20 protein-coding genes and 1 pseudogene are annotated in these 23,451 nt (G+C 58.7%); 9 read left to right on the forward strand and 12 right to left on the reverse strand.

Translation table 11 applies throughout. The annotated features are described in order from the left end of the window. Positions 1-147 precede the first annotated feature (147 nt). A complete protein-coding gene (locus tag V7Z98_RS07960) occupies positions 148-1,167 on the forward strand; it encodes an AAA family ATPase (RefSeq protein ID WP_293263940.1) in 1,020 nt (339 codons plus the stop codon). A 13-nt stretch (positions 1,168-1,180) separates the two neighbouring features. Next, the gene (locus V7Z98_RS07965) at positions 1,181-3,682 is read left to right on the forward strand and encodes a S8 family peptidase (RefSeq protein ID WP_293263941.1); all 2,502 of its coding nucleotides are present in this window, start codon (positions 1,181-1,183) and stop codon (positions 3,680-3,682) included. Positions 3,683-4,066: 384 nt separating this feature from the next. On the opposite strand, the gene V7Z98_RS07970 is transcribed toward V7Z98_RS07965, so the two are convergent. Both V7Z98_RS07970 and V7Z98_RS07975 read right to left on the reverse strand, forming a co-directional pair. Further along, the gene (locus tag V7Z98_RS07970; RefSeq protein WP_293263942.1) at positions 4,067-4,531 is read right to left on the reverse strand and encodes a hypothetical protein; all 465 of its coding nucleotides are present in this window, start codon (positions 4,529-4,531) and stop codon (positions 4,067-4,069) included. Further along, a complete protein-coding gene (locus V7Z98_RS07975; RefSeq protein ID WP_293263943.1) occupies positions 4,528-5,073 on the reverse strand; it encodes a S8 family serine peptidase in 546 nt (181 codons plus the stop codon). Before V7Z98_RS07975 ends, V7Z98_RS07970 begins: the two co-directional genes overlap by 4 nt. A 164-nt stretch (positions 5,074-5,237) precedes the next feature. On the opposite strand from V7Z98_RS07975, the gene V7Z98_RS07980 reads away from it, so the two are divergent. The 4 genes from V7Z98_RS07980 (at position 5,238) to V7Z98_RS07995 (ending at position 9,232) form a co-directional block, all read left to right on the forward strand. Beyond that, positions 5,238-6,296, forward strand: a complete 1,059-nt coding sequence (locus tag V7Z98_RS07980) for a DMT family transporter (protein ID WP_293263944.1) — start codon at positions 5,238-5,240, stop codon at positions 6,294-6,296. Between the two features lie 67 nt (positions 6,297-6,363). Beyond that, on the forward strand, positions 6,364-7,305 hold the full coding sequence (locus V7Z98_RS07985; RefSeq protein WP_293263945.1) for a chromate resistance protein ChrB domain-containing protein: 942 nt from the start codon (positions 6,364-6,366) through the stop codon (positions 7,303-7,305). A 33-nt stretch (positions 7,306-7,338) separates the two neighbouring features. Continuing rightward, positions 7,339-8,511: a chromate transporter gene (locus tag V7Z98_RS07990; RefSeq protein WP_293263946.1), complete on the forward strand. Its 1,173-nt coding sequence runs from the start codon at positions 7,339-7,341 to the stop codon at positions 8,509-8,511. Positions 8,512-8,839: 328 nt separating this feature from the next. Then, positions 8,840-9,232: a CzcE family metal-binding protein gene (locus V7Z98_RS07995; RefSeq protein ID WP_293263947.1), complete on the forward strand. Its 393-nt coding sequence runs from the start codon at positions 8,840-8,842 to the stop codon at positions 9,230-9,232. Between the two features lie 66 nt (positions 9,233-9,298). Here V7Z98_RS07995 and V7Z98_RS08000 read toward each other — a convergent pair whose 3' ends face one another. The 10 genes and pseudogenes from V7Z98_RS08000 to V7Z98_RS17855 all read right to left on the reverse strand — a co-directional run. Then, positions 9,299-9,955 carry a methyltransferase family protein gene (locus V7Z98_RS08000; protein ID WP_293263948.1) on the reverse strand — a complete coding sequence of 219 codons (657 nt, stop codon included), beginning with the start codon at positions 9,953-9,955 and terminating at the stop codon, positions 9,299-9,301. Further along, positions 9,945-10,196 (reverse strand): DUF2933 domain-containing protein, encoded by a 252-nt coding sequence (locus tag V7Z98_RS08005; protein ID WP_293263949.1) that lies wholly within the window; start codon positions 10,194-10,196, stop codon positions 9,945-9,947. The genes V7Z98_RS08000 and V7Z98_RS08005 overlap by 11 nt, the downstream gene beginning before the upstream one ends. Before the next feature lie 81 nt (positions 10,197-10,277). Next, the gene (locus V7Z98_RS08010; RefSeq protein WP_293263950.1) at positions 10,278-10,538 is read right to left on the reverse strand and encodes a hypothetical protein; all 261 of its coding nucleotides are present in this window, start codon (positions 10,536-10,538) and stop codon (positions 10,278-10,280) included. Positions 10,539-10,686: 148 nt separating this feature from the next. After that, the gene (locus V7Z98_RS08015; protein ID WP_293263951.1) at positions 10,687-13,014 is read right to left on the reverse strand and encodes a heavy metal translocating P-type ATPase; all 2,328 of its coding nucleotides are present in this window, start codon (positions 13,012-13,014) and stop codon (positions 10,687-10,689) included. A 9-nt stretch (positions 13,015-13,023) separates the two neighbouring features. Continuing rightward, positions 13,024-13,431: a c-type cytochrome gene (locus V7Z98_RS08020; RefSeq protein ID WP_293263952.1), complete on the reverse strand. Its 408-nt coding sequence runs from the start codon at positions 13,429-13,431 to the stop codon at positions 13,024-13,026. Further along, positions 13,428-16,553: an efflux RND transporter permease subunit gene (locus V7Z98_RS08025; protein ID WP_293263953.1), complete on the reverse strand. Its 3,126-nt coding sequence runs from the start codon at positions 16,551-16,553 to the stop codon at positions 13,428-13,430. The genes V7Z98_RS08020 and V7Z98_RS08025 overlap by 4 nt, the downstream gene beginning before the upstream one ends. Positions 16,554-16,565: 12 nt before the next feature. Then, positions 16,566-18,173, reverse strand: coding sequence for an efflux RND transporter periplasmic adaptor subunit (locus V7Z98_RS08030; protein ID WP_293263954.1), 1,608 nt, complete (start codon positions 18,171-18,173; stop codon positions 16,566-16,568). Next, positions 18,170-19,438 carry a TolC family protein gene (locus tag V7Z98_RS08035; protein WP_334157604.1) on the reverse strand — a complete coding sequence of 423 codons (1,269 nt, stop codon included), beginning with the start codon at positions 19,436-19,438 and terminating at the stop codon, positions 18,170-18,172. The genes V7Z98_RS08030 and V7Z98_RS08035 overlap by 4 nt, the downstream gene beginning before the upstream one ends. A 35-nt stretch (positions 19,439-19,473) precedes the next feature. Then, positions 19,474-19,809 carry a copper-binding protein gene (locus tag V7Z98_RS08040; RefSeq protein ID WP_054620182.1) on the reverse strand — a complete coding sequence of 112 codons (336 nt, stop codon included), beginning with the start codon at positions 19,807-19,809 and terminating at the stop codon, positions 19,474-19,476. Between the two features lie 283 nt (positions 19,810-20,092). After that, a pseudogene (locus V7Z98_RS17855) lies at positions 20,093-20,548 on the reverse strand (c-type cytochrome); the annotation flags it as partial. A gap of 149 nt (positions 20,549-20,697) precedes the next feature. Here V7Z98_RS17855 and V7Z98_RS08045 point away from each other — a divergent pair. The 3 genes from V7Z98_RS08045 (at position 20,698) to V7Z98_RS08055 (ending at position 23,322) form a co-directional block, all read left to right on the forward strand. Then, the gene (locus V7Z98_RS08045) at positions 20,698-21,375 is read left to right on the forward strand and encodes a heavy metal response regulator transcription factor (RefSeq protein ID WP_293263956.1); all 678 of its coding nucleotides are present in this window, start codon (positions 20,698-20,700) and stop codon (positions 21,373-21,375) included. Next, positions 21,372-22,772 carry a heavy metal sensor histidine kinase gene (locus V7Z98_RS08050; protein ID WP_293263957.1) on the forward strand — a complete coding sequence of 467 codons (1,401 nt, stop codon included), beginning with the start codon at positions 21,372-21,374 and terminating at the stop codon, positions 22,770-22,772. The genes V7Z98_RS08045 and V7Z98_RS08050 overlap by 4 nt, the downstream gene beginning before the upstream one ends. 121 nt (positions 22,773-22,893) lie before the next feature. Beyond that, the gene (locus V7Z98_RS08055; protein ID WP_334157605.1) at positions 22,894-23,322 is read left to right on the forward strand and encodes a helix-turn-helix domain-containing protein; all 429 of its coding nucleotides are present in this window, start codon (positions 22,894-22,896) and stop codon (positions 23,320-23,322) included. Positions 23,323-23,451 lie beyond the last annotated feature (129 nt).

Raw genomic sequence — 23,451 nt, forward strand, 5'->3', positions numbered from 1 at the left:
CAGCTTTCCCGAGCGACGCACGCGAACTCCCGACCCAAAGCTGAAGTGGCGTTCTCGAGACCCAACGACAGCAATGCAGCGGGAACGGTCGATGGTTGGGCTGAAACAGCAACAACTTTGGCGACTGCGATTGAGCAGGCCTGCAGAATGCGAGACAATGGCGCGATTATGGCGAACGGCAATCAACTCAAAGCATTGCTGCGTTCTCACGCGGAGGGCGACGATCGCCACTTTTACTCGGTGGCCATGCAGATGGCCGCCCATGAGGCGAAGCAAGGTCACGGAAAGTTGGCCGAAGAGTTGCGCGAACTGATCGATGCCGCAAAGGCCCGCCGCAACGCCAGCAGCGGGGATGGCGCAATCCCGATTGCAAGGCCGAAAGGCGAGCTTGCAGGGCTGCTTAACGTCTCCTACCCCTCGCGCCGGTTGAGCGACATGGTGCTGTCCGAGTCGTTGCAGCAGAGCCTCCAACGCGTGCTCAAAGAGCAAAGACATCTGTCGAAGTTGCGCAGCCACGGCCTGTACCCGCGGCGCAAGCTGCTGCTCGTCGGCCCGTCGGGTACCGGCAAGACGATGACCGCCTCGGCACTCGCCGGCGAACTAGGCATCCCGCTGTTCGTGGTTCGTCTGGACTCGCTCATCACGAAGTACATGGGGGAGACAGCAGCAAAGCTTCGTCAAGTCTTCGACGCTGTGGTGTCCACTCGAGGCGTCTACTTCTTCGACGAGTTTGATGCGATTGGCAGCCAGCGTGGAATGGCGAACGATGTGGGCGAAATCCGCCGGATCTTGAACAGCTTCCTGCTCATGATTGAGCAGGACGATTCCAACAGCGTGATTGTCGCAGCGACCAACCACCCGGACATTCTGGACGAAGCACTCTTCAGGCGCTTCGACGACGTGGTCGAGTACCACGCGCCGTCTAAGGTGGAGGTGCAGGCGCTGCTGCGGCTACGCCTAGCTGTCTACGTCAAGTCGAAGAAGGACCTCGCAGACCTGGCAACAGATGCAGCCGGCTTAAGCCATGCGGAGATCGCGCGGGCGATCGACGATGCGATCAAAGAGGCCGTGATGCACGATCAGGAGATTATCCCGACCGAAGCGCTGCGCGCCCTGTTGCAGCAGCGCCAGGCAGTGCGCCGCCGCACGGCTGGCTGCAAAGAGTAAGCCATCATTTTGCATGGCCACAGAGAACCATCAGCGGCGCCCGCATCTCTTTCCGCAGGACACGCGCTCCACTGAGGGGTACACCGCTAAGAAGGCTGTCGTCGTCAAAGCCGCAGTACCGCATCAGCCCCGTGTGCAACATGCGCAGGAGTTGCACACCCAGTTTGCACAGGTAGAGGCGGCTCAGCTGCAGCTGGTGGCCGAGCAGAAGGCCGCAAAAGTACAGACAGCAATCGGCATCCTGATCGAGTTCGAGAGCCAACAGGGGGTTGAGTTGGCAGCCGAGAGCTTGGCCCGCGATCGTCAGGGCATTGAACTCATGAACGTACGGAAGCAAGGTAACCAGGTGCTGGCTACCGTTTTCGTGCCCCAGGGAAAGCTGACGCACTTTGAAAGGCTGATCGAAGCCTACGCCGAACACCGAACCGGTGCTGGCGGTCGTTCTCTCGACAACCAGTCGTTGATTGATGCGATCCGCTCGGTGCGTGTCGCCACGTTCGACTCCCTGTGGACAGACAGCGCCGGGGCACTGCCGGCCAACGACGCCGAGGCAATCTGGTGGGAAGCGTGGCTTCCCGCCGGTGACAACCGGCCGCAAGTCATCGAAGACTTCCGCAAGGTAGGTGAACTGGCGGGGCTACTTATACGGGAGCGAGCGCTGCACTTTCCGGAGCGTTCGGTCGTGCAGATGTACGGTAGCAAGGCGCAGTTGCTTCAATCCTCGTTGGTACTCAACATGGTAGCCGAGCTGCGTCGAGCAAAGACGACCGCTGAGTTCTTCGCTGCACTACCGCAGGAAGAAGAAGCTGAGTGGACCGGGAACCTGCAAGACCGTCTCATGTTGCAGCATGCGGGTAACTCGTACGTCACTTTGCTGGATACCGGCGTCAATCATGGGCACCCCCTGCTGGCTCCGATGGTCGCCGACGGTGATCGCCACACCGTGGAGCCTGGTTGGGGACACGATGATACCAATGGTCATGGCACCGAACTTGCGGGTTTGGCATTGTTCGGTGACCTGACACCGGCGCTTTCGGACAATGGTGCGCTGTCCGTGCCGCATCGCCTTGAATCAGTGAAGATCCTACAGGGACCAGGCGACAACGACGGTCAGTCCTACGGCGCGATAACGGCGGAAGCCGTAGCACGTGTTGAAATTACAGCTCAGGACCGCCGCCGCGTGTTCGCGATGGCAGTGTCGTCCACTGACGGCCGTGATCGAGGGCGCCCTTCGTCGTGGTCTGCTGAGGTCGACCGTCTCGCCTTCGACTGCGAGGGTCAGGGGGAGACCCCGCGCCTATTTGTGATCTGCGCGGGGAACACGCAGGATCCCAATGCCTGGGGTGACTACCCGGCCAGCCTCTCGACGAACCTAGTGCACGATCCCGGGCAGGCTTGGAATGCGCTCACGGTGGGTGCGTACTCTGAGCTCACGACGATCTCTGAGGCCTTCGGCCACGAGTATGTCCCGATCGCGGCAGCCGGTGGGCTGAGCCCATACACGACAACATCGTCGACCTGGCAGCCAGGCTGGCCGTTCAAACCCGACATCGTGATGGAAGGCGGCAATGCGGCGGTCGATGGGACTGGCTTCACAAGCCAGATGGATAGCCTGTCGCTTCTGACAACCAATTACCAACCCCACGACCGCCTTTTCACGTTGAGTTGGGCGACCAGTGCATCCACTGCCCTGGCTGCGGGCATGGCCGCTCGGATTCAGGCCGCGTATCCCAACTTTTGGCCAGAGACCATTCGAGCGCTGATGGTCCACTCGGCGCGATGGACGCAGCCGATGCTCAACGCTTACACCCCGAACGGGCTTCGCAACCAGGCCAATATGCGACAGCTGCTCCGGCATTGCGGCTACGGCGTTCCCAGTTTGGAGCGGGCATTGTATAGCGCGAGCAACTCGCTCACGTTGATCGTCCAGGACCAGTTGCAGCCGTACCAGAAGGTGGGCTCGACGGTCCGTACCCGCGATATGCATCTGCACGACCTGCCCTGGCCGACCGAGCTGCTTCAGGAGCTGGGCGACGCGCAAGTGACGCTTCGGGTCACGCTCTCGTACTTCATTGAGCCGAACCCTGGCGAGCGCGGCGGCATCGACAAGTATGCGTACCAGTCGCACGCGTTGCGATTCGCGGTGCGGCGCCCCTTGGAAACCGAGGCTTCCTTTCGGCGCCGCATCAATGCCCAAGCGGTAGCCGCAGAGCAAGTGCTTCCCGCGGCCGGTGGCGCCGACGTCGGCTGGACCATCGGTGAGCGCACGCGTGCTCGCGGCTCACTCGTAAGCGATAGCTGGAGAGGAACCGCCGCTGCGCTCGCCAACCGTGGACAGTTGGCAGTCTTTCCTGCGCTGGGATGGTGGCGAAATCGCCCGAGCCACGGGCGGTTCGACCGGGCGGCCAGGTACAGCCTCGTTGTGTCGATCGAGGCGCCTGAGATCCAGCAGGACCTCTATGCGAGAGTCGCACAGCAGATTGCGGCACCGGTCGCAATCGAGATCCCGATCTGAGCTACAGGTTGCTGAACTCTTCTCATACCTGGCAGCGTCTCTATGCGCGAGAGTCAGCTTCCCTTTTCGGCGAAATGCTGCTTTAGGTCGGAAGCCAGCCTATCTAGATAGTTGTACCTTCGAAGATACCAATGGCCGGTCTGAAGTCATAACCTGCCATTTTCATTGAGAGGGTCTGACGGCAGTTTCGGCCGAGATGCGGCCGGACAACGACGACTCGGAACGACCTGCTTAGCTTGGGTGGATTGGGAAGGCATAACCAAAGGTTGTGATGAGAAATGTTGCAAGTAAATCAGGGAGAGCTGGTGTCGGCGCCAGCGCCCGATAGCCAACAGTTCTCCCGAGCCACTTTTGCAGCAAAAGTCCCATGGGTTCGTGACAGCCTTACACCCGGACAGGAATTGCCAGTCTGGATTCCAAAGCCTGGAGAGGACCATGCGCAGCCAGAATGTCCTCGTAGATGTTGAGGTGCTTGGGGGCCTTCAACGTCAGCACCAACGCATAGGGGATCAGTGTGGCGTCGCCTCGGTAGGCATTTCCGGCGCCAGCTCTGGCGTTGTAATGGATATCAAAGGTCGATCCCTTGAGGCTAGAGCCGTTGTAGTTCTGCTTCCCATGGAGAACGGTTTCCCACTTTGCCAAATCATTCCGTTGCTCTTGCTCCGTCCGCCATTCGCTGGCTGGGAAGAATGAATCCATTTTGGGGTTCTTGGCGTTCTTGTTGGCCTTCTTGTCGACATGGGGCCGAAACTTAATGTCCAGTCCAGCCTTGGTATAAGCGCTAAAGTCCTGGGGATCGACCGGGCTTGCGTAGCAAAAGGTTGCTGTTAGTTCCACCCTGCCGGTCATTTGGTCGGGAGGCACGGTACCGGGGCTCTAAGGTATTTTCCCGGGTTGAGCTTTCCCTGATAAATGATCCGGGCGACTCCCTCGCCGCAGGTGATGATTTCGGTCAGGTCACTCGGGACCAGGCCCCAACCGATATCATGCGGATGCAAGCCATCCCGCGCTTCGCAGCTGTGGATCAGCAATGCCTTGATCGTCAGCGGGTGGACGTCGTCTCCCAAGAAGGCGCTGACACCTGCAGCAGATCTGAGGGCCAGAGGAGATGCGAAGCTAGTTCCCAGATTGGGCGCAATCCGCGGCGCAACGTCCGACACGGCGACGTGGAAGTATTCGCTGCCACTCCCCCCGAACGCCAAAACGTCGGGTTTGCGCCGTCCCGGGCTACGGCCGGGCCCTCTGGCACTGTAGTTTGCGCGGGCCCATTCACTCGTGGTTCTGTCGGATGCGCCGACGGTCAGCGCATTGACGCTGTCTGCCGGCACCTGAATCCGGTCAAAGCCGAGATCCTTGTCACGCTCGCCATTATTGCCGGCCGCCACAGTCATGAGCGTTTCACCATCGCTGAGCAACGAGTCAATGAGGGATGTCCAGACATGGACCTCAGTGAGTATTCGCATCAAACCTGTCACCCAGTGGCGTGAAAGCTGCCACAGTAAACCTTGGCAACTCGCTCATAACGGGATCACCCACTTCCACCCGCCCCACAGACATGATCGACCGCAGCCTTCAACGCTTCGCCTTTCTCGCCCTGTTGGCCGCCGCACTGTTCGGCGCCAGCGCACCGATTTCAAAGTTATTGCTCGCCAACATCAAGCCACTCTCGCTCGCGGGTCTGTTGTATTTGGGCAGCGGCCTAGGGCTTTTCCTGGTCTGGCTAATTCGTCGCAACAGTAGAATAGGTGCACAGGAATCACCTCTAACTTGCACTGACTTACCTTGGCTGGCCGGTGCAGTGATCAGCGGGGGCATTGCCGCTCCAGTCCTCCTGCTCTGGGGGCTTTCCGGCGTTTTTGCCTCTGATGCCTCCTTGTTGCTTTCGACAGAGGGAATGCTCACTACGCTGATTGCCGCATTCGCATTTCATGAAGCCATCGATGCCCGCGTCTGGATCGCATCGGCCCTGATGATTGCCGCCGGTGCGCTCCTGGCCTATGAGCCTGGGGCCAGCTTCGGACTGTCGTTGCATGCCCTCGCGATCATTGCCGCCTGCGGGTTATGGGGCCTCGACAACAACCTGACCCGCCCAATCTCCGGTGGTGATCCAGTGCTGATCGCCATGGTCAAAGGTTTGGTGGCCGGCAGCGTCAATCTCGCACTCGGCCAATTGACGGGCGCCCCCTGGTTCCCGATGGGGTACGCATGTGGAGCACTGCTGCTGGGAAGTCTCAGCTATGGCGCTAGCCTGCTGTGCTACATCCTAGCGCTCCGTCATCTGGGTAGTGCGCGCACAGCCGCTCATTTCGGTACTGCACCGTTCATTGGCGCCGTTCTGTCCGTTCTACTGCTCGGCGAGCCCCTGACCTTGACGCTCCTGGGAGCCGTAGTGCTCATGCTCGTCGCCACATGGCTCGTGCTGACTGAAAAACACAGCCATGCCCATACGCACAGCCCCCTGACCCACATGCATGCCCACACGCACGATGCTCATCATCAGCATCATCATGATGGCAGCGAGGGACCGGAACCCCACACCCACAAGCACCGGCACACGCCGTTGACTCACGTACACGCCCATCTACCGGACCTGCATCATCGGCATGAGCACTAATCTTCCTTGAAATAACTATTTCGTTTTTGTAGCATGTAGTTCACATGATGAATTGCGTGTTACAGAAATGGATTGGCTACTTTTCATTGCAACACTTCCTGGCCAAGCCGGCAGCCTGCGTCTGCGCTTCTGGCGCCAACTCAAGGGCATCGGTGCCGTCAATTTGCGGGATGGGGTCTACCTCTTGCCCGCCCAGGAATCTTTGCGCCCCGTACTGGCCTCTCTGCGAGACGAGTTGATCGCCGCCGAAGGAAGTGCGTGGCTTGTCGATCTCCCAAGCCAGTCACCCGAAATGGAGCTGGCCTGGCGCGCCCTGTTTGATCGTAGCGAGGCCTACCGGGAATGGCGCACCGCCTTTGGCGCATTCTCCGATAGGCTCGCTGAAGCACCTGAAACGGAGGCCCGGCGACAGGTGCGCCAGATCCGCAAAGATCTTGAAGCCATCGCCACCATCGATTTCTTTCCAGATGACCAGCTCGACATTGCGCGCCGGGCCCTGGCTGATGCCGAACGGCGGCTAACCCGCCAATTCGCCCCCGACGAGCCCGAGGCCGCCGAGGGGCTCGTACCGCGGCTCTCGTTATCCAACTACCAGGGGCGTCTATGGGCCACGCGTTCCCGATTGTGGGTGGACCGTATTGCCTCAGCCTGGCTGATCCGCCGCTTCATTGATCGTGACGCCCGCTTTGTCTGGCTAAAGGACACCAAGGACTGCCCGCCGGATGCCCTCGGTTTTGACTTCGACGGGGCAGCCTTCACCCATGTTGGCAACCTCGTCAGCTTCGAGACCCTACTGGTGAGCTTTGGCCTTGATACCGACCGCGGACTGCTCCGCCTTGGGGCCTTGGTGCATGGACTTGATGTCGGGGATGGCATGACGCCCGAAGGCCAGGGATTCGAGGCCATCCTTGAAGGTGCGCGCCAACGCCATACCGACGACGACCGTCTCCTGGAGGAGATCAGCCCCGTGCTCGATTCCCTCCATGCCTATTTTTCCCTCGGGAAGTAAGGCGTTGTGCCGGAGCCATTCCGTGAGGTTGCCATGAACACTCAGACCAACAGCCCGAACTACACCCTGTGGCAGTGCGTCCTGTACTTCCTACGCTTGGGCGCACTTGGCTTCGGGGGGCCCGTAGCCTTGGTCGGCTACATGCACCGCGATCTTGTCGAGCGTCGTGGCTGGATCAGTGACTCAGACTACAAGGAAGGCCTGGCGCTGGCTCAGATGGCACCGGGCCCGCTCGCGGCACAACTTGCGATCTATCTCGGCTACGTGCATTACCGCATTCTCGGCGCGACGCTCGTCGGTATCGCCTTTGTCGTGCCTTCGTTCCTGATGGTGGTCGCCTTGGGCTGGGCCTATGTCGCCTTCGGTGGCCTGCAATGGATGCAAGCCGTGTTCTACGGTGTCGGTGCCTCCGTGATCGGCATCATCGCCATCAGTGCCTACAAACTGACCAACAAGAGCATCGGCAAGGACAAATTGCTGTGGGCGATCTATCTCACCCTGGGGGCCGTCACGGTCATCACCGAGTCGGAGATCGCCTGGCTGTTCATCGCCGCCGGTCTCCTCGTCTGGTTTTGGCGCGCTCCACCTGAGTGGCTCAAGAAGGGAGGCGTTGCAGCGGCGCTCTCCGGGCAGTTGCCGCCTGCCGCAGGGCTCGCCTCGTCCTTCGACCCCGGCCTGCTAACCCAAATCGGTCTTTTCTTCGCCAAGGCCGGCGCCTTTGTCTTCGGCTCGGGGCTGGCCATCGTGCCCTTCCTTTATGGCGGGGTGGTGACCGAGTACCACTGGCTCAACGACAAGCAGTTCGTCGATGCCGTGGCGGTGGCCATGATCACTCCCGGCCCGGTGGTCATCACCGTCGGCTTCATCGGCTACCTAGTAGCGGGACTACCCGGGGCCTGCGTGGCAGCCTTGGGAACCTTCCTGCCGTGCTACCTGTTCACCGTCATCCCGGCGCCCTATTTCAAGAAGTACGGGAAGCTGCCCGCCATCGTCGCCTTCGTCGATGGCATCACGGCGGCAGCAGTCGGCGCCATTACGGGATCGGTGATCGTTATCGCCCAGCGCTCGATCACCGACATCCCCACGGCCCTACTGGCCATCGGCACCACGGCCCTGCTGTGGAAGTTCAAGAAGCTCCAGGAGCCGGTCATCGTCGTGGCGGCCGCCACCATCGGACTGGCCCTGTATCCGCTGATGCACCATTGACAAGACGAAGGGCACTCATTGAGCGGTCTTCGTTGTCTCCACCGGTAGTCGCCAGCTTTGTAAAGTAGCGCAGATCGTTGCTCAGTAATTTGTATCGCGTGGATTCATGGCTATGCCGTAAACCTAAGCGAGAAATTCAAGTCATTTTCAACTCTGCGCCAAGACGGAATGTTTAAGCCGATCCTTACACCACTGTTAGGATTCAATTGTTTTTTTTCCAAACTGTAATTTTTAAGCAATATTTTTGTGGGGCTCCGGTTTCTATGATTTGTGCGTGACAAGTTGATTCCATTTCACATACACACGCTTACTTCATATGGAGATCCCCATGAAAACTCAGACTACAAAATATTTGGTTGCTGCCATCTTCGCCATTGGGGGCACTACCAATGCTCTTGCTCATGAAGATAGCTCTGAGGCTGGTACATTCCATTGGCTATCTCATGTCGGCGAGCAGAGCGCCCAAGCCCCGGCGAACCAGCAACAACCCGAGGGCTACTCCGTTTCCGCACCTGCAAACCGAGTTGTGACTGTCACGGATGACACGAAATACCTGAATGCAACCCGCTTGGAGACGGTTGAAATCAGGGTCGGCGAGAAATCTGTGACCTGGTTCTTCGACACGCTTGGACTTCAAGTCTTCCCGCTTTCAAAAATCATCTCTGGCGCAGAGAGCGTTACGGTCTATGTGGCTGAAAACCCTGCCTACCAAGGCGGCTAAGGGGTTTAAAAAACTAATCCTGTATAAAACAATGGGCCCCAACGAGGCCCATTGTTTTATCTTTATTTATTGCATTCCGACAGGAGGAGACGCCCCTTTTCTTGGAAACCAAGCTGGAGTGGATTGCATGTAACTCCTATATTCCTCTCCGAATTCTTTCAACGCTTCATGCTCTTCCTTTTTCGCCAACCGCGTATATGTGATGACCAGAATCGGGAACAGGATGAGTGTCAGAAGGGTAGGCCATTGCAAGAGAAAACCCACCATAATGATAATAAAAGCCAAATATTGAGGGTGCCGAACCCGGGCATAGGGGCCCTGATTGGCCATGCGATGGTGACGCTGTGCGCTGTAAAGCACTGGCCAGGCCTTAGCGAGTAGCCAGAATCCACCGAAGATAAAAATTGTCGACAGGAGATGGAAAGGTCCCCAGTGAGGGTTGGACTTCCACCCAAACATCAGTTCGAGAAGGTGACCGGCATCATGTGAAAATGGATCGATGCCTGGAAAGTGCTTGGACAGCCAACCTGACAGCAGATAGATGGTCAGCGGGAAACCGTACATCTCGGTAAAGAGCGCCACGATAAAGGCCGAAAACAAGCTAAACGTGCGCCAATCCTGGCTCGTGCGTGGCTTAAAGAAGCTGGCGGCAAAAAGGATGAAAAACGCCGAATTCAATGCCACTAGGGCCCACAAGCCATAGTCTCCCGTATCAGTGCTCATGATTGCCTCTCTTCGATCTCTGAGAGTCTTGTGGGTGGTGTCCATGGTGGCGATGCATGAAGAAGTGCATCAGCGGACAGGCCAGAAAGAGCAGATAGGGCAAGATGCCGAAAAGATGGGCGCGGTGTTCCGTAAATAGGTAAAAGGCAGCAATAGCCGCAAAGGCCCACCAGACCCATACGACCCCCCGATGGCCGCGCTCCTGATCGCCATTGGGCTGAGACTCGGGTTCACCGGACATGAATACTCCTGGTATATAAACGCGGGAGGCCGCCTGCATTAGGCGAGGGGGCTTCGCTATACCGAGCCCCCTCTCGAGGCATTACTTGCCGTCGCGCGGGTGGTAGTGCTTGTCTTTCGCCGGCATCTTGCGTTTTTGCTCCCCAGGTTTGGCGACCGGCTTCTGCGGCACACCCGTCTTATCTTCGACATGGGAGTGGTGCTTCATGTCCATTCCCTTGTCTGGGGACATCATGGGCGCGTCGGTTCCCATGGGTTTGTCGCCTTCGGCGGCGTGTGCTCCCAAGGCGATGGCGGAGGTAGCAAGAAAGGTAGCAGTAGCAAGAGTGGCAGACAGTTTCATGACAGATCTCCTAAGGTAAGTTGAGCTCTGACCTTCTATAAAAAGAGGGGCAGACCCACGAAGCATGGTTCCGTCTGACCGCCACAAACATGACGCAACGATTACATTTCTGTCAGCCGGATTCGGTACCGTTCGGGTACCGAAATAATCAGACACCTCGCAGACGTAACGCGTTTCCCACGACGCTCACCGAAGAAAGGCTCATCGCAGCCGCGGCGATGATGGGAGAAAGCACCAAACCAAATGAGGGGAACAGAATGCCAGCCGCGATAGGCACCCCCAGCGCGTTATAGAGAAAGGCGAATGCCAGGTTTTGTCGCATGTTGCGCACTGTCGCCGCCGACAGTTGGCGTGCACGAGCGATGCCGCGCAAATCCCCCTTCACCAGGGTGACCTGGGCGCTGTTCATCGCCACATCTGTCCCGGTTCCCATTGCAATCCCAACATCAGCCTTGGCCAAGGCCGGAGCGTCGTTGATGCCATCACCGGCCATCGCCACCACTCGGCCCTCTGCCTGGAGGCGCTCAACCAGCGCCAGCTTGTCTGCAGGCTTCACTTCGCCGTGAACCTCGTCAATGCCCAATTGATCGCCAACGGCGCGGGCAGTGGTAAGGCCGTCTCCCGTTGCCATGACGACCCGCAGGCCGCTCTGGCGCAAGACGGCCAGCGCCTCCGGCGTGCTGGACTTGACCGGGTCGGCAACGGCAAGCAGCCCCATCAGCGCACCGTCGGCGGCCAGGTGCATGACGCTCGCACCCGAGCGCCGAAGGGCTTCCGCCTCGTCCCGCAACGATTCGACCACCACGCCGTCCTGTGCCATCAAGGCACCATTCCCCAGTGCCAAGCGCTTGCCGGCGACCACCCCCCGGACGCCGATTCCCGACGCGGATTCGAATCCCTCGACCTTGTCGAGGACGAGCCCCTGCTCTCGTGCCGCTCGCACGATGGCATCAGCCAGGGGATGCTCACTACCTTGATCCAGGCTGGCAGCAAGGCGGAGCACATCATCCCGGTCGATGCCCGGGACTGGGATGGCGGTCTGGAAGGCAGGGCGCCCTTCGGTCAGGGTGCCGGTCTTGTCCACGATCAGGGTGTCGATGTCACGCAGACGCTCGATGGCGGCGGCGTCACGAAACAGTACCCCCTGGGTGGCGGCTTTTCCCGTGGATACCATGATCGACATAGGAGTGGCCAATCCCAAGGCGCAGGGGCAGGCAATGATCAGCACGGCCACCCCGTTGATCAGGCCGAACACCCAGCCCTGCGGACCGCCCAACAACCCCCAGGCCAAGAAGCTCGCTAGGGCGATCAGTACCACCACAACAACAAAGTAGCCCGCCACCACGTCGGCCAGGCGCTGCATGGGAGCCTTGGAACGCTGGGCCTGGGCGACCATCTGGACGATCTGGGCCAGCATGGTTTGGGCGCCGATTTTTTCCGAGCGCATCACTAGGCTGCCCGAGGTGTTGATGGTGGCGCCGATAACCTTGTCCCCTGGGCGTTTGGTGACGGGCAGAGGCTCCCCTGTCAGCATCGATTCGTCGATGGCGCTGGAGCCTTCGGTAACTACCCCATCCACCGGCACCTTCTCCCCTGGACGGATACGCAGGAGATCCCCAACATGAACATGCGTGAGTGGGATGTCTTCTTCTCCGCCATCAGAATTGATCCGCCGCGCCGTCTTCGGCGCGAGGCCGAGCAAGGACTTGATGGCCGCAGAGGTCTGCGAGCGAGCCCGCAATTCCAGCATTTGGCCCAGCAGGGTGAGGGAGATGATCACCGCGGCTGCTTCGAAATAAACGCCAATCCGGCCATGAGCACGGAATGATTCTGGGAAAATGCCCGGAGCAAAGGTGGCCACCACGCTGTAGAGGAAGGCGGCGCCGGTACCCAGGCCAATCAAGGTCCACATGTTCGGGCTGCGCTGAATAACGGACTGCCAACCACGGACGAAGAATGGGCTACCTGCCCACAGGACGATGGGGAGACTGAGGATCAGTTCTGCCCAGGTCCTTAGGGTGACCGGGAGCATTTCGAGGCGGTGCCCGGCCATGGCGAGCACCACCACGATGATGGTTAGAGGCAAGGTGGCCCAAAAGCGCCGACGGAAGTCATGGTATTCGGCGTTGTCTTCTCCTGCCTCAAGGTTGGGAAGGACTGGCTCTAAGGTCATACCGCACTTCGGGCAAGTGCCCGGTCCAGGCTGGCGGACCTCCGGGTGCATCGGGCAGACGTACTCGGTTCCTGCCGGAAGATTCTCTACCGCCACATCTGGCATCGGGTGGAGATAATGCCCGGGGTCCGCATCGAACTTGTCCTTGCACTTGCTGCTGCAAAAGCGGTGCAACGTGCCGTCCAACCAGGACTCATGAGGCGATTCCGGCTTCACCGTCATGCCGCAAACCGGATCAATCACCGCTTTCGACGGAAGGGGTGAATGATGATGCCCCTCGTGGTGTACATGGTCTGCGCTCATGACTGCTCCTTACTGGATACCTACCTTGCGTTGCTCCACGCGAACATAGGCGGTGATATGGGCCACCTCATCAGGAGAAACTAGAGGAATCGGCGCCATGTCACCAAATGCCCAGTGATGGGCACGGACGCCATTCTTCGCCGCCAGTTGGAACGCTGCGTCGCTGTGGTGCGCGGGCTCGTAGATTTTGTGCAGGAACGGTGGGCCCTTAGCGGACCCCTGCAAATCGACGCCATGGCAACTGGCGCAGAATTTTCCATAAAGTCCTTTCCCCACTCCGGGGTTCGGCATCAACCCCGGACTAGGTTTGGGCACGGCGTACGACTGAGCCCAGGCACCTTGTCCCAGCATCGACATCAGGATAAGGCCGAGCCCGAAGCAGCGTAGCCGGTGGGAGGAATGTTGCTGCTGTGTCATTGCTCAATACCTCGATTCAAGCGCCACTGCTTAATGAGGGCATACAGCGCCGGAATGACGGCCAGGGTCAGTACAGTGGAAGAAATCATCCCCCCAACCATGGGGGCTGCAATGCGGCTCATGACCTCGGACCCCGTGCCGGTGCTCCACATGATCGGGAGCAAGCCTGCCATGATGGCGACGACCGTCATCATCTTAGGGCGGACCCGCTCCACGGCACCTTCCATAACAGCCTCGTAGAGATCGGCAACACTTGGCGTGCGGCCAGCCAGACGGCTCCGCTCCTTGATCCCTTCCCAGGCGTGGTCCAGGTAAATCAGCATCACCACACCGGTTTCAGCGGCAACCCCCGCCAGGGCGATGAAGCCCACGGCAACAGCCACTGACAGGTTGTAGCCAAGCAGCCACATCAGCCAGACTCCGCCAACTAAGGCGAAGGGCACAGACAGCATGACGATTAGGGTTTCGGTGAGGCGTTTGAAGTTGAGGTAGAGGAGCAGGAATATGATCAAGAGAGTGACCGGCACCACGATCTTCATCTTCTCGATGGCGCGCTCCATGGATTCAAATTGGCCGCTCCAGGTCGCGTAGTAGCCAGCGGGAAACTTGACCTGTTCATTGACGACACGCCTGGCTTCCGCCACATAGCGACCGATATCCCGGTCCCGAATATCTACGTAGATGTAAGCGGAAAGCAGGGCATTCTCAGTCCGAATACCGGGGGCGCCCTGGGCAACTTCGACTCGCGCCAGTTGCCCCAACGGCACCATGGCGCCATCCGGTGTTGGCACCAGCACTTCCCGGGCGATCTGCTGAGGATCGGAGCGTAATTCCCGCGGGTAGCGAACATTCACCCCGAAACGCTCCCGGCCTTCAACCGTCGTGGTGACCATTTCCCCACCAAGCGCAGTGCCGATCACGTCCTGCAATTCACCGACACCGAGGCCGTAACGGGCCAGTTGCTCCCGGTCCGGTTCGATGTTCAGGTAGTACCCACCGGTGATCCGCTCGGCAAACGCGGAGCTAGTCCCCGGGACCGTCTTTACTACTGCCTCGATTTCCTTAGCCAGACGCTCCATCTCGGCAAGATCTTTACCGAACACCTTGATGCCAATGGGTGTGCGGATACCGGTGGACAGCATATCGATCCGCGCTTTGATCGGCATGGTCCAGGCGTTGGAGACGCCGGGGAATTGGAGCGCTTTGTCCATTTCCGCGATGAGCTTGTCGGTGGTCATGCCCTTACGCCATTCCGATTCCGGCTTCAGGTTGATCACGGTCTCGAACATCTCCGTCGGCGCCGGATCAGTGGCGGTACTTGCCCGTCCAGCCTTGCCGTAGACCGATTCGACTTCAGGGAAGCTCTTGATAAGCTTGTTCTGAGTCTGCAGCAACTCGGCGGCTTTTGTGATCGACATCCCCGGCAGGGAGGCCGGCATATAAAGGAGCGAGCCCTCATTTAAGGTCGGCATGAACTCAGAGCCCAGGCGGGACGCCGGATAGATCGACAATGCCAGGATTCCTACAGCCACAGCGATGGTGGTTTTCTTCCACTGCATCACCCCGGCGATGATCGGCCGGTACAGCCAGATCAGGAAGCGGTTCACCGGATTCTTGGCCTCCGGCATGATCCGCCCACGGATGAACAGCATCATCAGGACAGGCACCAGGGTGACCGAGAGGAAGGCCGCGCCGGCCATGGCGAAGGTCTTGGTATAGGCCAGCGGCGAGAACAGCCGACCCTCCTGGGATTCCAGGGTGAACACCGGCAGGAATGAGACAGTGATGATCAGCAGCGAGAAGAACAAGGCGGGGCCCACTTCCTTGCATGCCGAAATCATCGCCTCGGTGCGTGACTCCCCTTCCTTGAGGCGCTCCAGGTGCTTGTGCGCGTTCTCGATCATGACGATGGCCGCATCGACCATGGCACCGATAGCGATGGCGATCCCCCCCAGGCTCATCAGGTTGGAATTCATGCCCAGCAGGCGCATGGCGATGAAGGCAATCAGCACGCCCACCGGGAGCATCAGGATGGCCACCAGGGCACTGCGGACGTGCAACAGGAAAACTATGCATACCAGTGCGACGATCAGGCTTTCCTCAAGCAGAGTGTGCTTCAGGGTCTCGATGGCGCGATGGATAAGGTCGGAGCGGTCGTAGACCGTCTGGATGCTGACGCCGTCGGGCAACCCAGAGGAGATTTCACCGATTTTCTCCTTGAGGTTGTGGATCACCTCCAGAGCATTCTGGCCGTAGCGCGCCATGGCGATCCCAGACACTACTTCGCCTTCACCGTTGAGTTCGGTCAGGCCGCGCCGCTCGTCCGGGGCCAGTTCAACCCGAGCGATATCCCGAATCAAGACGGGGGTGCCCTTATCGCTTTTGACGACAAGGTTCTCAATGTCACTGGCACCGCGCAGGTAGCCTTTGCCACGGACCATGTACTCGGTCTCGGCCATTTCAACGACACGTCCGCCGACGTCACGATTCGAGTCGCGAATGACCTGGGTCACCTTGGCCAGGGGAATGCCATAGGCGCGTAATTTCACCGGATCCACGGTGACCTGGTAGGTCTGTACAAAGCCGCCAATGGAGGCCACCTCGGCCACACCGTGCGCTTTGGTGAGTTGGTAGCGGACGTACCAGTCTTGCAGGGTACGCAATTCAGCCAGATTCTTGTCCTTAGCCAGCAGGGCGTACTGGTAGACCCAGCCTACCCCCGTAGCATCGGGACCAATCTGTGGTGTGACTCCCTTGGGCATGCGGCCTGAGGCGAAATTCAGGTACTCGAGCACCCGGGATCGGGCCCAGTAGATATCGGTGCCGTCCTCGAAAATGATGTAGACAAAGGAGGCGCCAAAGAAGGAGAAGCCCCGCACCACCTTGGACTTCGGTACCGACAGCATGGCTGTCGTCAGGGGATAGGTGACCTGGTCCTCTACCACCTGTGGCGCCTGGCCTGGATACTCCGTGTAGACGATGACCTGGACGTCCGATAGATCAGGCAAGGCATCCAGGGGCGTGCGCAGGACGGCAACAATGCCTGCGATGACGATGAAGAGCGCCGCGAGTAGAACCAGGAAACGGTTCCGCCCGGACCAGTCGATGATTTTGGCGAGCATGGCGGATTCCCGTCAGTGGCCGCGATGGGCAGAGGCGGGAGCAGCTCCAACCGTATTGCTGCCTGCCGGCTTGGCTGAGGTGATGACCCATTCGCCTGGCCCTCGCTCGACAAACTCGAAGGTGATGTTTGCGCCAGGACGTAGCGTTTGGAGCAGAGCGTCATTGGCCACTTTGAACTCCATGGTCATGGCTGGCCACTTGAGCGACTCGACCGGACCGTGGCTAACACTGGCCGTTCCAGCCTTCATATCGATCTCTTCGACGGTGCCCGTAGCGTGATGGCCCGTTGATGAAGCACCTTGGGATTTGCCTGCATCGCCATGGCCCGCGTGACTGAAGTTGCCGACCGCCGCCTTCAGGTTGCTTTCTGCATCGATCAGGAAGTTGGCGGCAACGACAACGCGTTCCCCTTCCTTCACGCCTTCGCGAACCTCGACAAAATCGTTACCACGATTGCCAAGCTTGACCTCGCGTGGTTCAAAACGCCCTTCCTTGGCTTCAACCAGGACGATCTGGCGCACACCACTGTCGATCACGGCAGAGAGTGGGACTGTCACCACCGCTGTTTTGGCTGAGTTGCCAGCAGCCGGCAATTCAACCTGCGCGAACATGCCGGGCTTGAGCAAGATGCCCGGGTTGGGCAACTCGATCCGTACCGGTACTGTGCGGGTTTCCGCCTTGAGAGTGGGATAAACGTAGGTAATGGAGCCTTCGAAGGTTTTGTCCGGATAGGAATTAATCCGGACCTTCGCTTTTGCACCTTGCGTGATTTGTCCGATATCCTGCTCGAACACGTCGGCTACGACCCAGACCGACGACAGATCGGCGACCTGATAGAGAGCCTCGCCCGGCATGAAACGCATGCCTTGCACAGCTTTCTTTTCCGTCACGATTCCGCTGACTGGCGCACGAAAAGTAAGCGTCCGTCGAACCTCGCCGGATTTGGTCAGGGCCTTGATCTGCTCTTCCGAGACATCCCAGTTGTGAAGGCGCAGCAAGCTCGATTCCGCCAGCTGTTTCATCCCAGCCTGCGTCTCCGCACTTGCCTCCTTCAGTGCCTGGACACCTTGTGCGGCAATGGCGTATTCCCGTTGTGCAGAGACGAGCTCAGGGCTGTAGACCTCGAACAGGGGCTGGCCTTTGGCGACGGGCTGCCCCGTCGTGCTGACATGGAGGCGCTCGACATAACCTTCGAATTTTGGGGTTATGGCATAAAGACGCCGCTCATCCGGCTCGATGCGTCCGGCCGCCCGGATCAAGCGTTCCAGGGTGCGCAATGTCGCCGGTTCAGTGCGCACGCCTAGCTTCTGGATCTTCTCCGTACTGATCCGTATCTGGTTGGCACCGGAGGGTTCCTCATCCTGCTCACCTTCATAGACCGGGATGTAGTCCATCCCCATGGGGTCTTTTTTCGGCACAGGCGAGGTATCTGGCAGCCCCATGGGATTGCGGTAATAGAGGACCTTGCGTGATTTGGATTCTCCGGCAGCCCCCCCGGCTTGGCCGACGGCGGTGATTTCGTGGCCAGTCATGTTGCGTGCACCAACCCAATAGCCTGTCGCAGCAGCCAATACGGCAACAGTAAGCACGCCGGCGGCCAGCTTGCCCCCTTGCTTCATAACCCCTCTCCCAAAAGACGCTCGATTTCTGCCAGGCGGACTTGGCCGTCAGCCTGGGCCTTGATCTGATTCTGTTTCGCCACGCGAATCTGACGCTGTGCGTCGAGGAGCGTGGCGAAATCGACTTTCCCTGTCTCGTAGCCGGCAAGTGCGGCTTGATAGGTCAGCTGGGCTTGCGGCAACAGGCTGTCGTTGACCAGGGTTTCCGTTTGGCGGGCTGCGTCGATACCCGATAGGTTTTCAACCAAGTCGGCCAGCACCTGGTTGGCAGTGGCGTCCCGTTTCAGCTTGGCCGCGGTCAGCATGGCTTCTGCCTCTCGCTCCTGGGCACGTCGGGAGGATTGCTGCAGGGGGATGTTGAGTTCGACCATGACCTCCCATTCCTTGACCGCGTTCTGATATTGGATGGGAGACACCCCCAAGGTGAAGTCCGGGTAGCGGTTCTTGTAGGTTAACTCTCGGGTTTTTTCGGCCGCCTGAACCTGTGAATTCGCGGCGTAGAGCAAAGGATTTCTCCCCCGTACCCGATCTTCCAGGGCGGCGTATTCGAGCTTGGCTGGTGCGGGAAGCTTGCGCAGGACCTCCGGCTCGGCCAGCGGAGCGATGGCTGGACGGCCAAGTAGGGCGTTGAGGCGAGCTTGAAGCTGGCGGCGTTCACTAGCCAGCGCTACCAGTTCGTTGCGCATGCCCGTCTGTTCGACCTGAGCCCGGACGACATCCTGCTGGGCCGCAAGTCCTCCGGCATAACGAACCTGGGCTACTTTCTCCAGACGAACCATCAAATCCAAGATTTCCCGAGTCAGTCGCTCGTTGCGGCTGAGGTAGTACAACTGGGCGTATAGCGTTTTGACCTTAGTCGATATTTCCGTCCAGCTACCGAGCGCACGCCCTTGGGCTCCTTGTGCCTCAAGCTCGGCAATTTCCCGCTTCAGATCGCGCTTACCGAACCAGGGGACATCCTGCATCAGGAGGTACCGGGTACTGCCAACCCGGGTCGGCGCAAGCGTGGCATTTTGCTCCCCCATCCGGGTGATATCCCGAAGCTCGGTCCTCAGCTTGGGATCCGGCAGGGCCCCTGCCGGCACCACCCGCTCTGTCGCAGCCTCCGCCTCATAGCGGAACCCGGCGTATTCAGGGTTCTGTTCCTTCGCGATGGCCAACAGGCTATCAACACTAGCCCCCGGCGGCTGGGTTTCTGCCTGGGCGGCAGTCCACCAGAAACTCACCAGTACAGCCAGAGCCAGGGGACGAACAGTGGTTTTCATTTTTCTTCCTTGAATCGCCGGGCAAAGCGAGAACATCAGTTAGCAGGTTCCAGCCGAGTAACTGTCATGGCGCCATCGATCTGAGCTGAGGCGAAGCGGACTTTTTGCCCTTCTTTCACCTTATTGGCCCAGGATGGATCTTTCAGACGGAACGACATGGTCATCGCCGGCATACCGTTGGGTAGCGGGCCATGAGACAAAGTAATCTTTCCTGCGGCCTGGTCGACCTTCTTCACCGTGGCGTCAGCCAGGGTTTGTCCCGTACCTTGGGAATGCATCATCCCGTGATCGCCATGCTCAGCTGCAAGCGCGGGGTTAAATGCGGCGACCGACGCCAATGCGAAAAGGGAGGTAGCGAAGAGGCGCTTCATGGACAACTCCAGGAGGAGAAAAGGGTCCACGAATTCTGGAGGTGGCATCCAAACAACAGGCTGACGCACGGATTACATTTCTGTAATCTTCGCGTTCCTTGGATTGGCCCTAATGCGCGTGATGAGCGTCGGGGTGGGGGTGTTCATGGCGGCCATGATCCTCTGGGGCGAGGGGGGCATGCTGATGCACATCTGCACCTGAGTGGGTGTGCCCATCACTGGCAGAGACCAGCTGCCGATACTGGAAGGGGCTGAGTGTGGGCAAGGCGTTGAGGAACGCCACGAGATCCCAGATCGACTCATCACCAATACCTCCCTTAGACCAGGCGGGCATCGCCGATCCCACGATGCCGTGTTTGATGATCCAAAACTGGCGCCGAACTCCGGAATCACCAGTTGCGACCTGAGCAAGCGAGCCCAACTCCGGAGGCCGGGGGGATAAACCCCGGCGGATTTCACTGGATGCCATCCCCGGTCGAAGGTGACACTCCACACACATCGCATCATAGTTACCGGCACCACGCCGTATGCGCTCATGGTCCGACAAATCCTCAGGCAGGCCGATGTCGGCAGCATGCTTTGCGATGGAGCGCTCACGGGCCCAGGTAATAAAACGAAGCACAGGATATGAGTGCGGTTCGTCAGCTGACACGTTGAGCCTCCCACTCCATACGACGCCGATAACTGCTGCCAATACCAATCCCAGCCCCAGCACTATCCCCACGATCACCTGCCGCATCGCAACCCCTCATGCCACCTAAGCCTGCGTATTGTCCGTAGGGGGATTAACGGAGAACTGACCACAGGATTACATTTACGTAATCTAGTCCCTAGCGCGGATATGAAAACGGACAATGAGGCTTTGGGTTCAGTGAAGGCAGTGCGGCTATGAAAGTGCTAGTGGTCGAAGACGAGTTGAAGACCGGTGACTATCTCCGCCAAGGTCTGGTGGAGGCCGGGTTTATCGTGGACTTGGCACGCGACGGTCTTGATGGTTTGCACCTGGCGCTGACGGGGACGTATGACTTAATCATTCTTGACGTCATGCTGCCTGGGATTGACGGATGGCAGGTCTTGCAAGGGGCCCGCCGTGCAAACAAGGAAATGCCGGTATTGTTCCTGACTGCCCGCGATGAGGTCGCCGACCGGGTCAAGGGTCTGGAGCTAGGTGCTGATGACTACTTGGTGAAGCCTTTTGCCTTCTCTGAACTGCTGGCCCGGGTTCGAACCCTGCTCCGGCGTGGGAGTAAGAACAGGGAGGCGGAAATACTCAAAGCCGCCGATCTGGAATTGGATTTGATACGCCGACGCGTGGTCCGCGGTGGGCAGAAGATCGATCTGACGGCCAAGGAATTTGCACTCCTTGAATTGCTGCTGCGCCGTCAGGGGGAAGTACTAAGTCGATCTCTGATCGCCTCCCAGGTGTGGGACATGAATTTCGACAGCGACACCAACGTGATCGAGGTTGCTGTACGGCGCCTCCGGGCCAAGGTGGATGACGATTTCCCTCTGAAACTGATCCGGACAGTGCGCGGCATGGGCTACGTTCTGGAGAGCGTCGAGTGATCTTCCTCGCGCCAAAATCTCTCACCTTTCGCCTGACGCTGCTCTTTGCCACCGTCTCAACGATCGTTCTCCTGCTTCTAGGATTGCTCATTGGCACCCTGGTGGAGAAACACTTCGAGGAGATGGATACGGAGGTTCTTACTGGGAAATTAGAGTTTCTCAAACATGCGCTAAGTGGCATCCAAACCCAGGAAGAGCTCAACGAGCTTCCACACAAGCTCAATGACGCGCTGAATGGGCACTCCGGTCTTGAGGTGGCTCTCTACCTAGGGGAGAAGAAGCCGCTCTATCTAACCGGTAGCACCATGCTACCTGATGCACTCTTGACCCCTGAGCAACGTGCACGCCAACAACCCTACCTGTGGGTGGATGAGGCGAACATGTCATACCGGGGCATTTCGGCGGATATCCAGACCAGCATTGCGGATGCCCCCCCCATCATCGCTGTAGTAGCCACCTCGCTGCGCATGCATGAGCACTTCATGGAGTCATTCCGAACTACGCTTTGGACCGTCATGGGGTTGGCTGCATTGCTTACCGGCTTTTTGGGTTGGTTGGCCGCATGGAGAGGATTGGCCCCCCTTCAGGATATCCGGCGTAGTGCGGCTGCCATTACCGCCGACCGCCTGAATCAGCGGCTTGCGGCAAATGACTTTCCACTCGAACTGGCAGAGGTGGCAGAAACCCTGAATGCCATGCTGGCCCGATTGGAAAGCTCTTTCCGCCGGCTCTCAGACTTTTCATCCGATCTTGCCCACGAGCTCCGCACCCCTGTCAGCAACCTGCTTACGCAGACCCAGGTGACGTTGAGTAAGGCCAGAACGCTCAGCAAATATCAGGATGTTCTTGCATCCAATTCGGAAGAGTTAGAGCGCCTTTCACGCATGATCGCGGACATGCTTTTCCTCGCGAAATCCGATAACGACTTGATTGCACCCAACCGCAAGGAAGTAGATTTAGCGGTCGAGGTCCAAGCTCTGTTGGAGTTCTACAGCATCCTTGCTGAAGAAAAGGACATCGAACTTTCCCTCGAAGGAGGTGGAGGCATCGTCGGTGATCCGTTGATGCTCAGAAGGGCAATTAGCAACCTGCTATCCAATGCAATCCGCCATACCCCCGAGCGAGGGAAGGTGGTAGTTCGCATCGGACAGAGGATGGATGGAGTGACACTATCTGTTGAGAACACCGGACCCACCATTCCTTCTGAGCAACTCACCCGCTTGTTCGATCGCTTCTATCGGGGAGATGCGGCAAGGCAACGCACAGGGGATGGAACAGGTCTCGGGTTAGCAATAACGCAGTCGATCATGCACGCCCACGGCGGGAATGCCACAGTGGTGTCAGTGAATGGCCTCACCAGGTTTGATCTAACGTTCTCATCTCACACGAAGCTATGACCGTGTCCAGCCACGACCTAGCTCGTCTTGTGGTTCATATGCACCAGCCTGCACGTTTGACATTGTCAATAAATTTTCTACTCTACCTACAGTCATATGTTGCTACGACCAAGGTAGGTTGATGAGTCCATTTGCAATGACACTACGAGAACTGCGCACGATGAAAAGATTGCGCCAGTCCGAAGTTGCAGAACTGCTCGGCTATGAACAAACCTACATCTCGGCTTTGGAAATCGGGATCAAGGGGCCCCCGCCCGAAGTTTTTCTTGAACGCGTAGTACGCGCACTCGATCTGGATGAGTCCTGGAAGAATCGGCTCCGTGAGGCGCACGACGCGTCTCAACGTCGCATCGTGATTCCCGCTGACGCCCCGGAAAGCGTCTTCTGGATGGTGAATGAATTGAGGCAGCAGATTGATCGGCTGCATCCGGCGCAGATCGAATTGATTCGAGCCGCCCTGAATTTCACACAGGCGATCACCGTTGAGCCCGTTCCCATAGGGCGCCTTCGTCGGCGAGCGAGCGACAAAAGCCGAAAAGGGAAAAATTAAAACGGGACAGGCATTGCGAGCCTGTCCCGTTTTTTTTTGATAGTAGCAAAGCTACATCATGGTCGCTCTCGGAGCGACTCTGCACTAACTGAGAGCATCAACGCTGTTTCGTTCTCAGGCTTGTTTACG

This window comes from Oryzomicrobium sp. (genome assembly GCF_036820405.1).
In the GTDB taxonomy this organism is placed as follows: Bacteria; Pseudomonadota; Gammaproteobacteria; order Burkholderiales; family Rhodocyclaceae; genus Oryzomicrobium.

Excerpts from the sequence above, each read along its gene's own strand:
- V7Z98_RS08030 (WP_293263954.1), bottom strand. The coding sequence starts at position 18,173 with ATGAAGCAAGGGGGCAAGCTGGCCGCCGGCGTGCTTACTGTTGCCGTA.
- V7Z98_RS07995 (WP_293263947.1), top strand. The coding sequence starts at position 8,840 with ATGAAAACTCAGACTACAAAATATTTGGTTGCTGCCATCTTCGCCATT.
- V7Z98_RS08035 (WP_334157604.1), bottom strand. The coding sequence starts at position 19,438 with ATGAAAACCACTGTTCGTCCCCTGGCTCTGGCTGTACTGGTGAGTTTC.
- V7Z98_RS07990 (WP_293263946.1), top strand. The coding sequence starts at position 7,339 with ATGAACACTCAGACCAACAGCCCGAACTACACCCTGTGGCAGTGCGTC.
- V7Z98_RS08005 (WP_293263949.1), bottom strand. The coding sequence starts at position 10,196 with ATGTCCGGTGAACCCGAGTCTCAGCCCAATGGCGATCAGGAGCGCGGC.
- V7Z98_RS08055 (WP_334157605.1), top strand. The coding sequence starts at position 22,894 with ATGAGTCCATTTGCAATGACACTACGAGAACTGCGCACGATGAAAAGA.
- V7Z98_RS07985 (WP_293263945.1), top strand. The coding sequence starts at position 6,364 with ATGGATTGGCTACTTTTCATTGCAACACTTCCTGGCCAAGCCGGCAGC.
- V7Z98_RS08020 (WP_293263952.1), bottom strand. The coding sequence starts at position 13,431 with ATGACACAGCAGCAACATTCCTCCCACCGGCTACGCTGCTTCGGGCTC.
- V7Z98_RS08045 (WP_293263956.1), top strand. The coding sequence starts at position 20,698 with ATGAAAGTGCTAGTGGTCGAAGACGAGTTGAAGACCGGTGACTATCTC.
- V7Z98_RS07960 (WP_293263940.1), top strand. The coding sequence starts at position 148 with ATGCGAGACAATGGCGCGATTATGGCGAACGGCAATCAACTCAAAGCA.
- V7Z98_RS07970 (WP_293263942.1), bottom strand. The coding sequence starts at position 4,531 with ATGACCGGCAGGGTGGAACTAACAGCAACCTTTTGCTACGCAAGCCCG.
- V7Z98_RS07980 (WP_293263944.1), top strand. The coding sequence starts at position 5,238 with ATGATCGACCGCAGCCTTCAACGCTTCGCCTTTCTCGCCCTGTTGGCC.
- V7Z98_RS07975 (WP_293263943.1), bottom strand. The coding sequence starts at position 5,073 with ATGACTGTGGCGGCCGGCAATAATGGCGAGCGTGACAAGGATCTCGGC.
- V7Z98_RS08040 (WP_054620182.1), bottom strand. The coding sequence starts at position 19,809 with ATGAAGCGCCTCTTCGCTACCTCCCTTTTCGCATTGGCGTCGGTCGCC.
- V7Z98_RS08015 (WP_293263951.1), bottom strand. The coding sequence starts at position 13,014 with ATGAGCGCAGACCATGTACACCACGAGGGGCATCATCATTCACCCCTT.
- V7Z98_RS08000 (WP_293263948.1), bottom strand. The coding sequence starts at position 9,955 with ATGAGCACTGATACGGGAGACTATGGCTTGTGGGCCCTAGTGGCATTG.
- V7Z98_RS08025 (WP_293263953.1), bottom strand. The coding sequence starts at position 16,553 with ATGCTCGCCAAAATCATCGACTGGTCCGGGCGGAACCGTTTCCTGGTT.
- V7Z98_RS07965 (WP_293263941.1), top strand. The coding sequence starts at position 1,181 with ATGGCCACAGAGAACCATCAGCGGCGCCCGCATCTCTTTCCGCAGGAC.
- V7Z98_RS08010 (WP_293263950.1), bottom strand. The coding sequence starts at position 10,538 with ATGAAACTGTCTGCCACTCTTGCTACTGCTACCTTTCTTGCTACCTCC.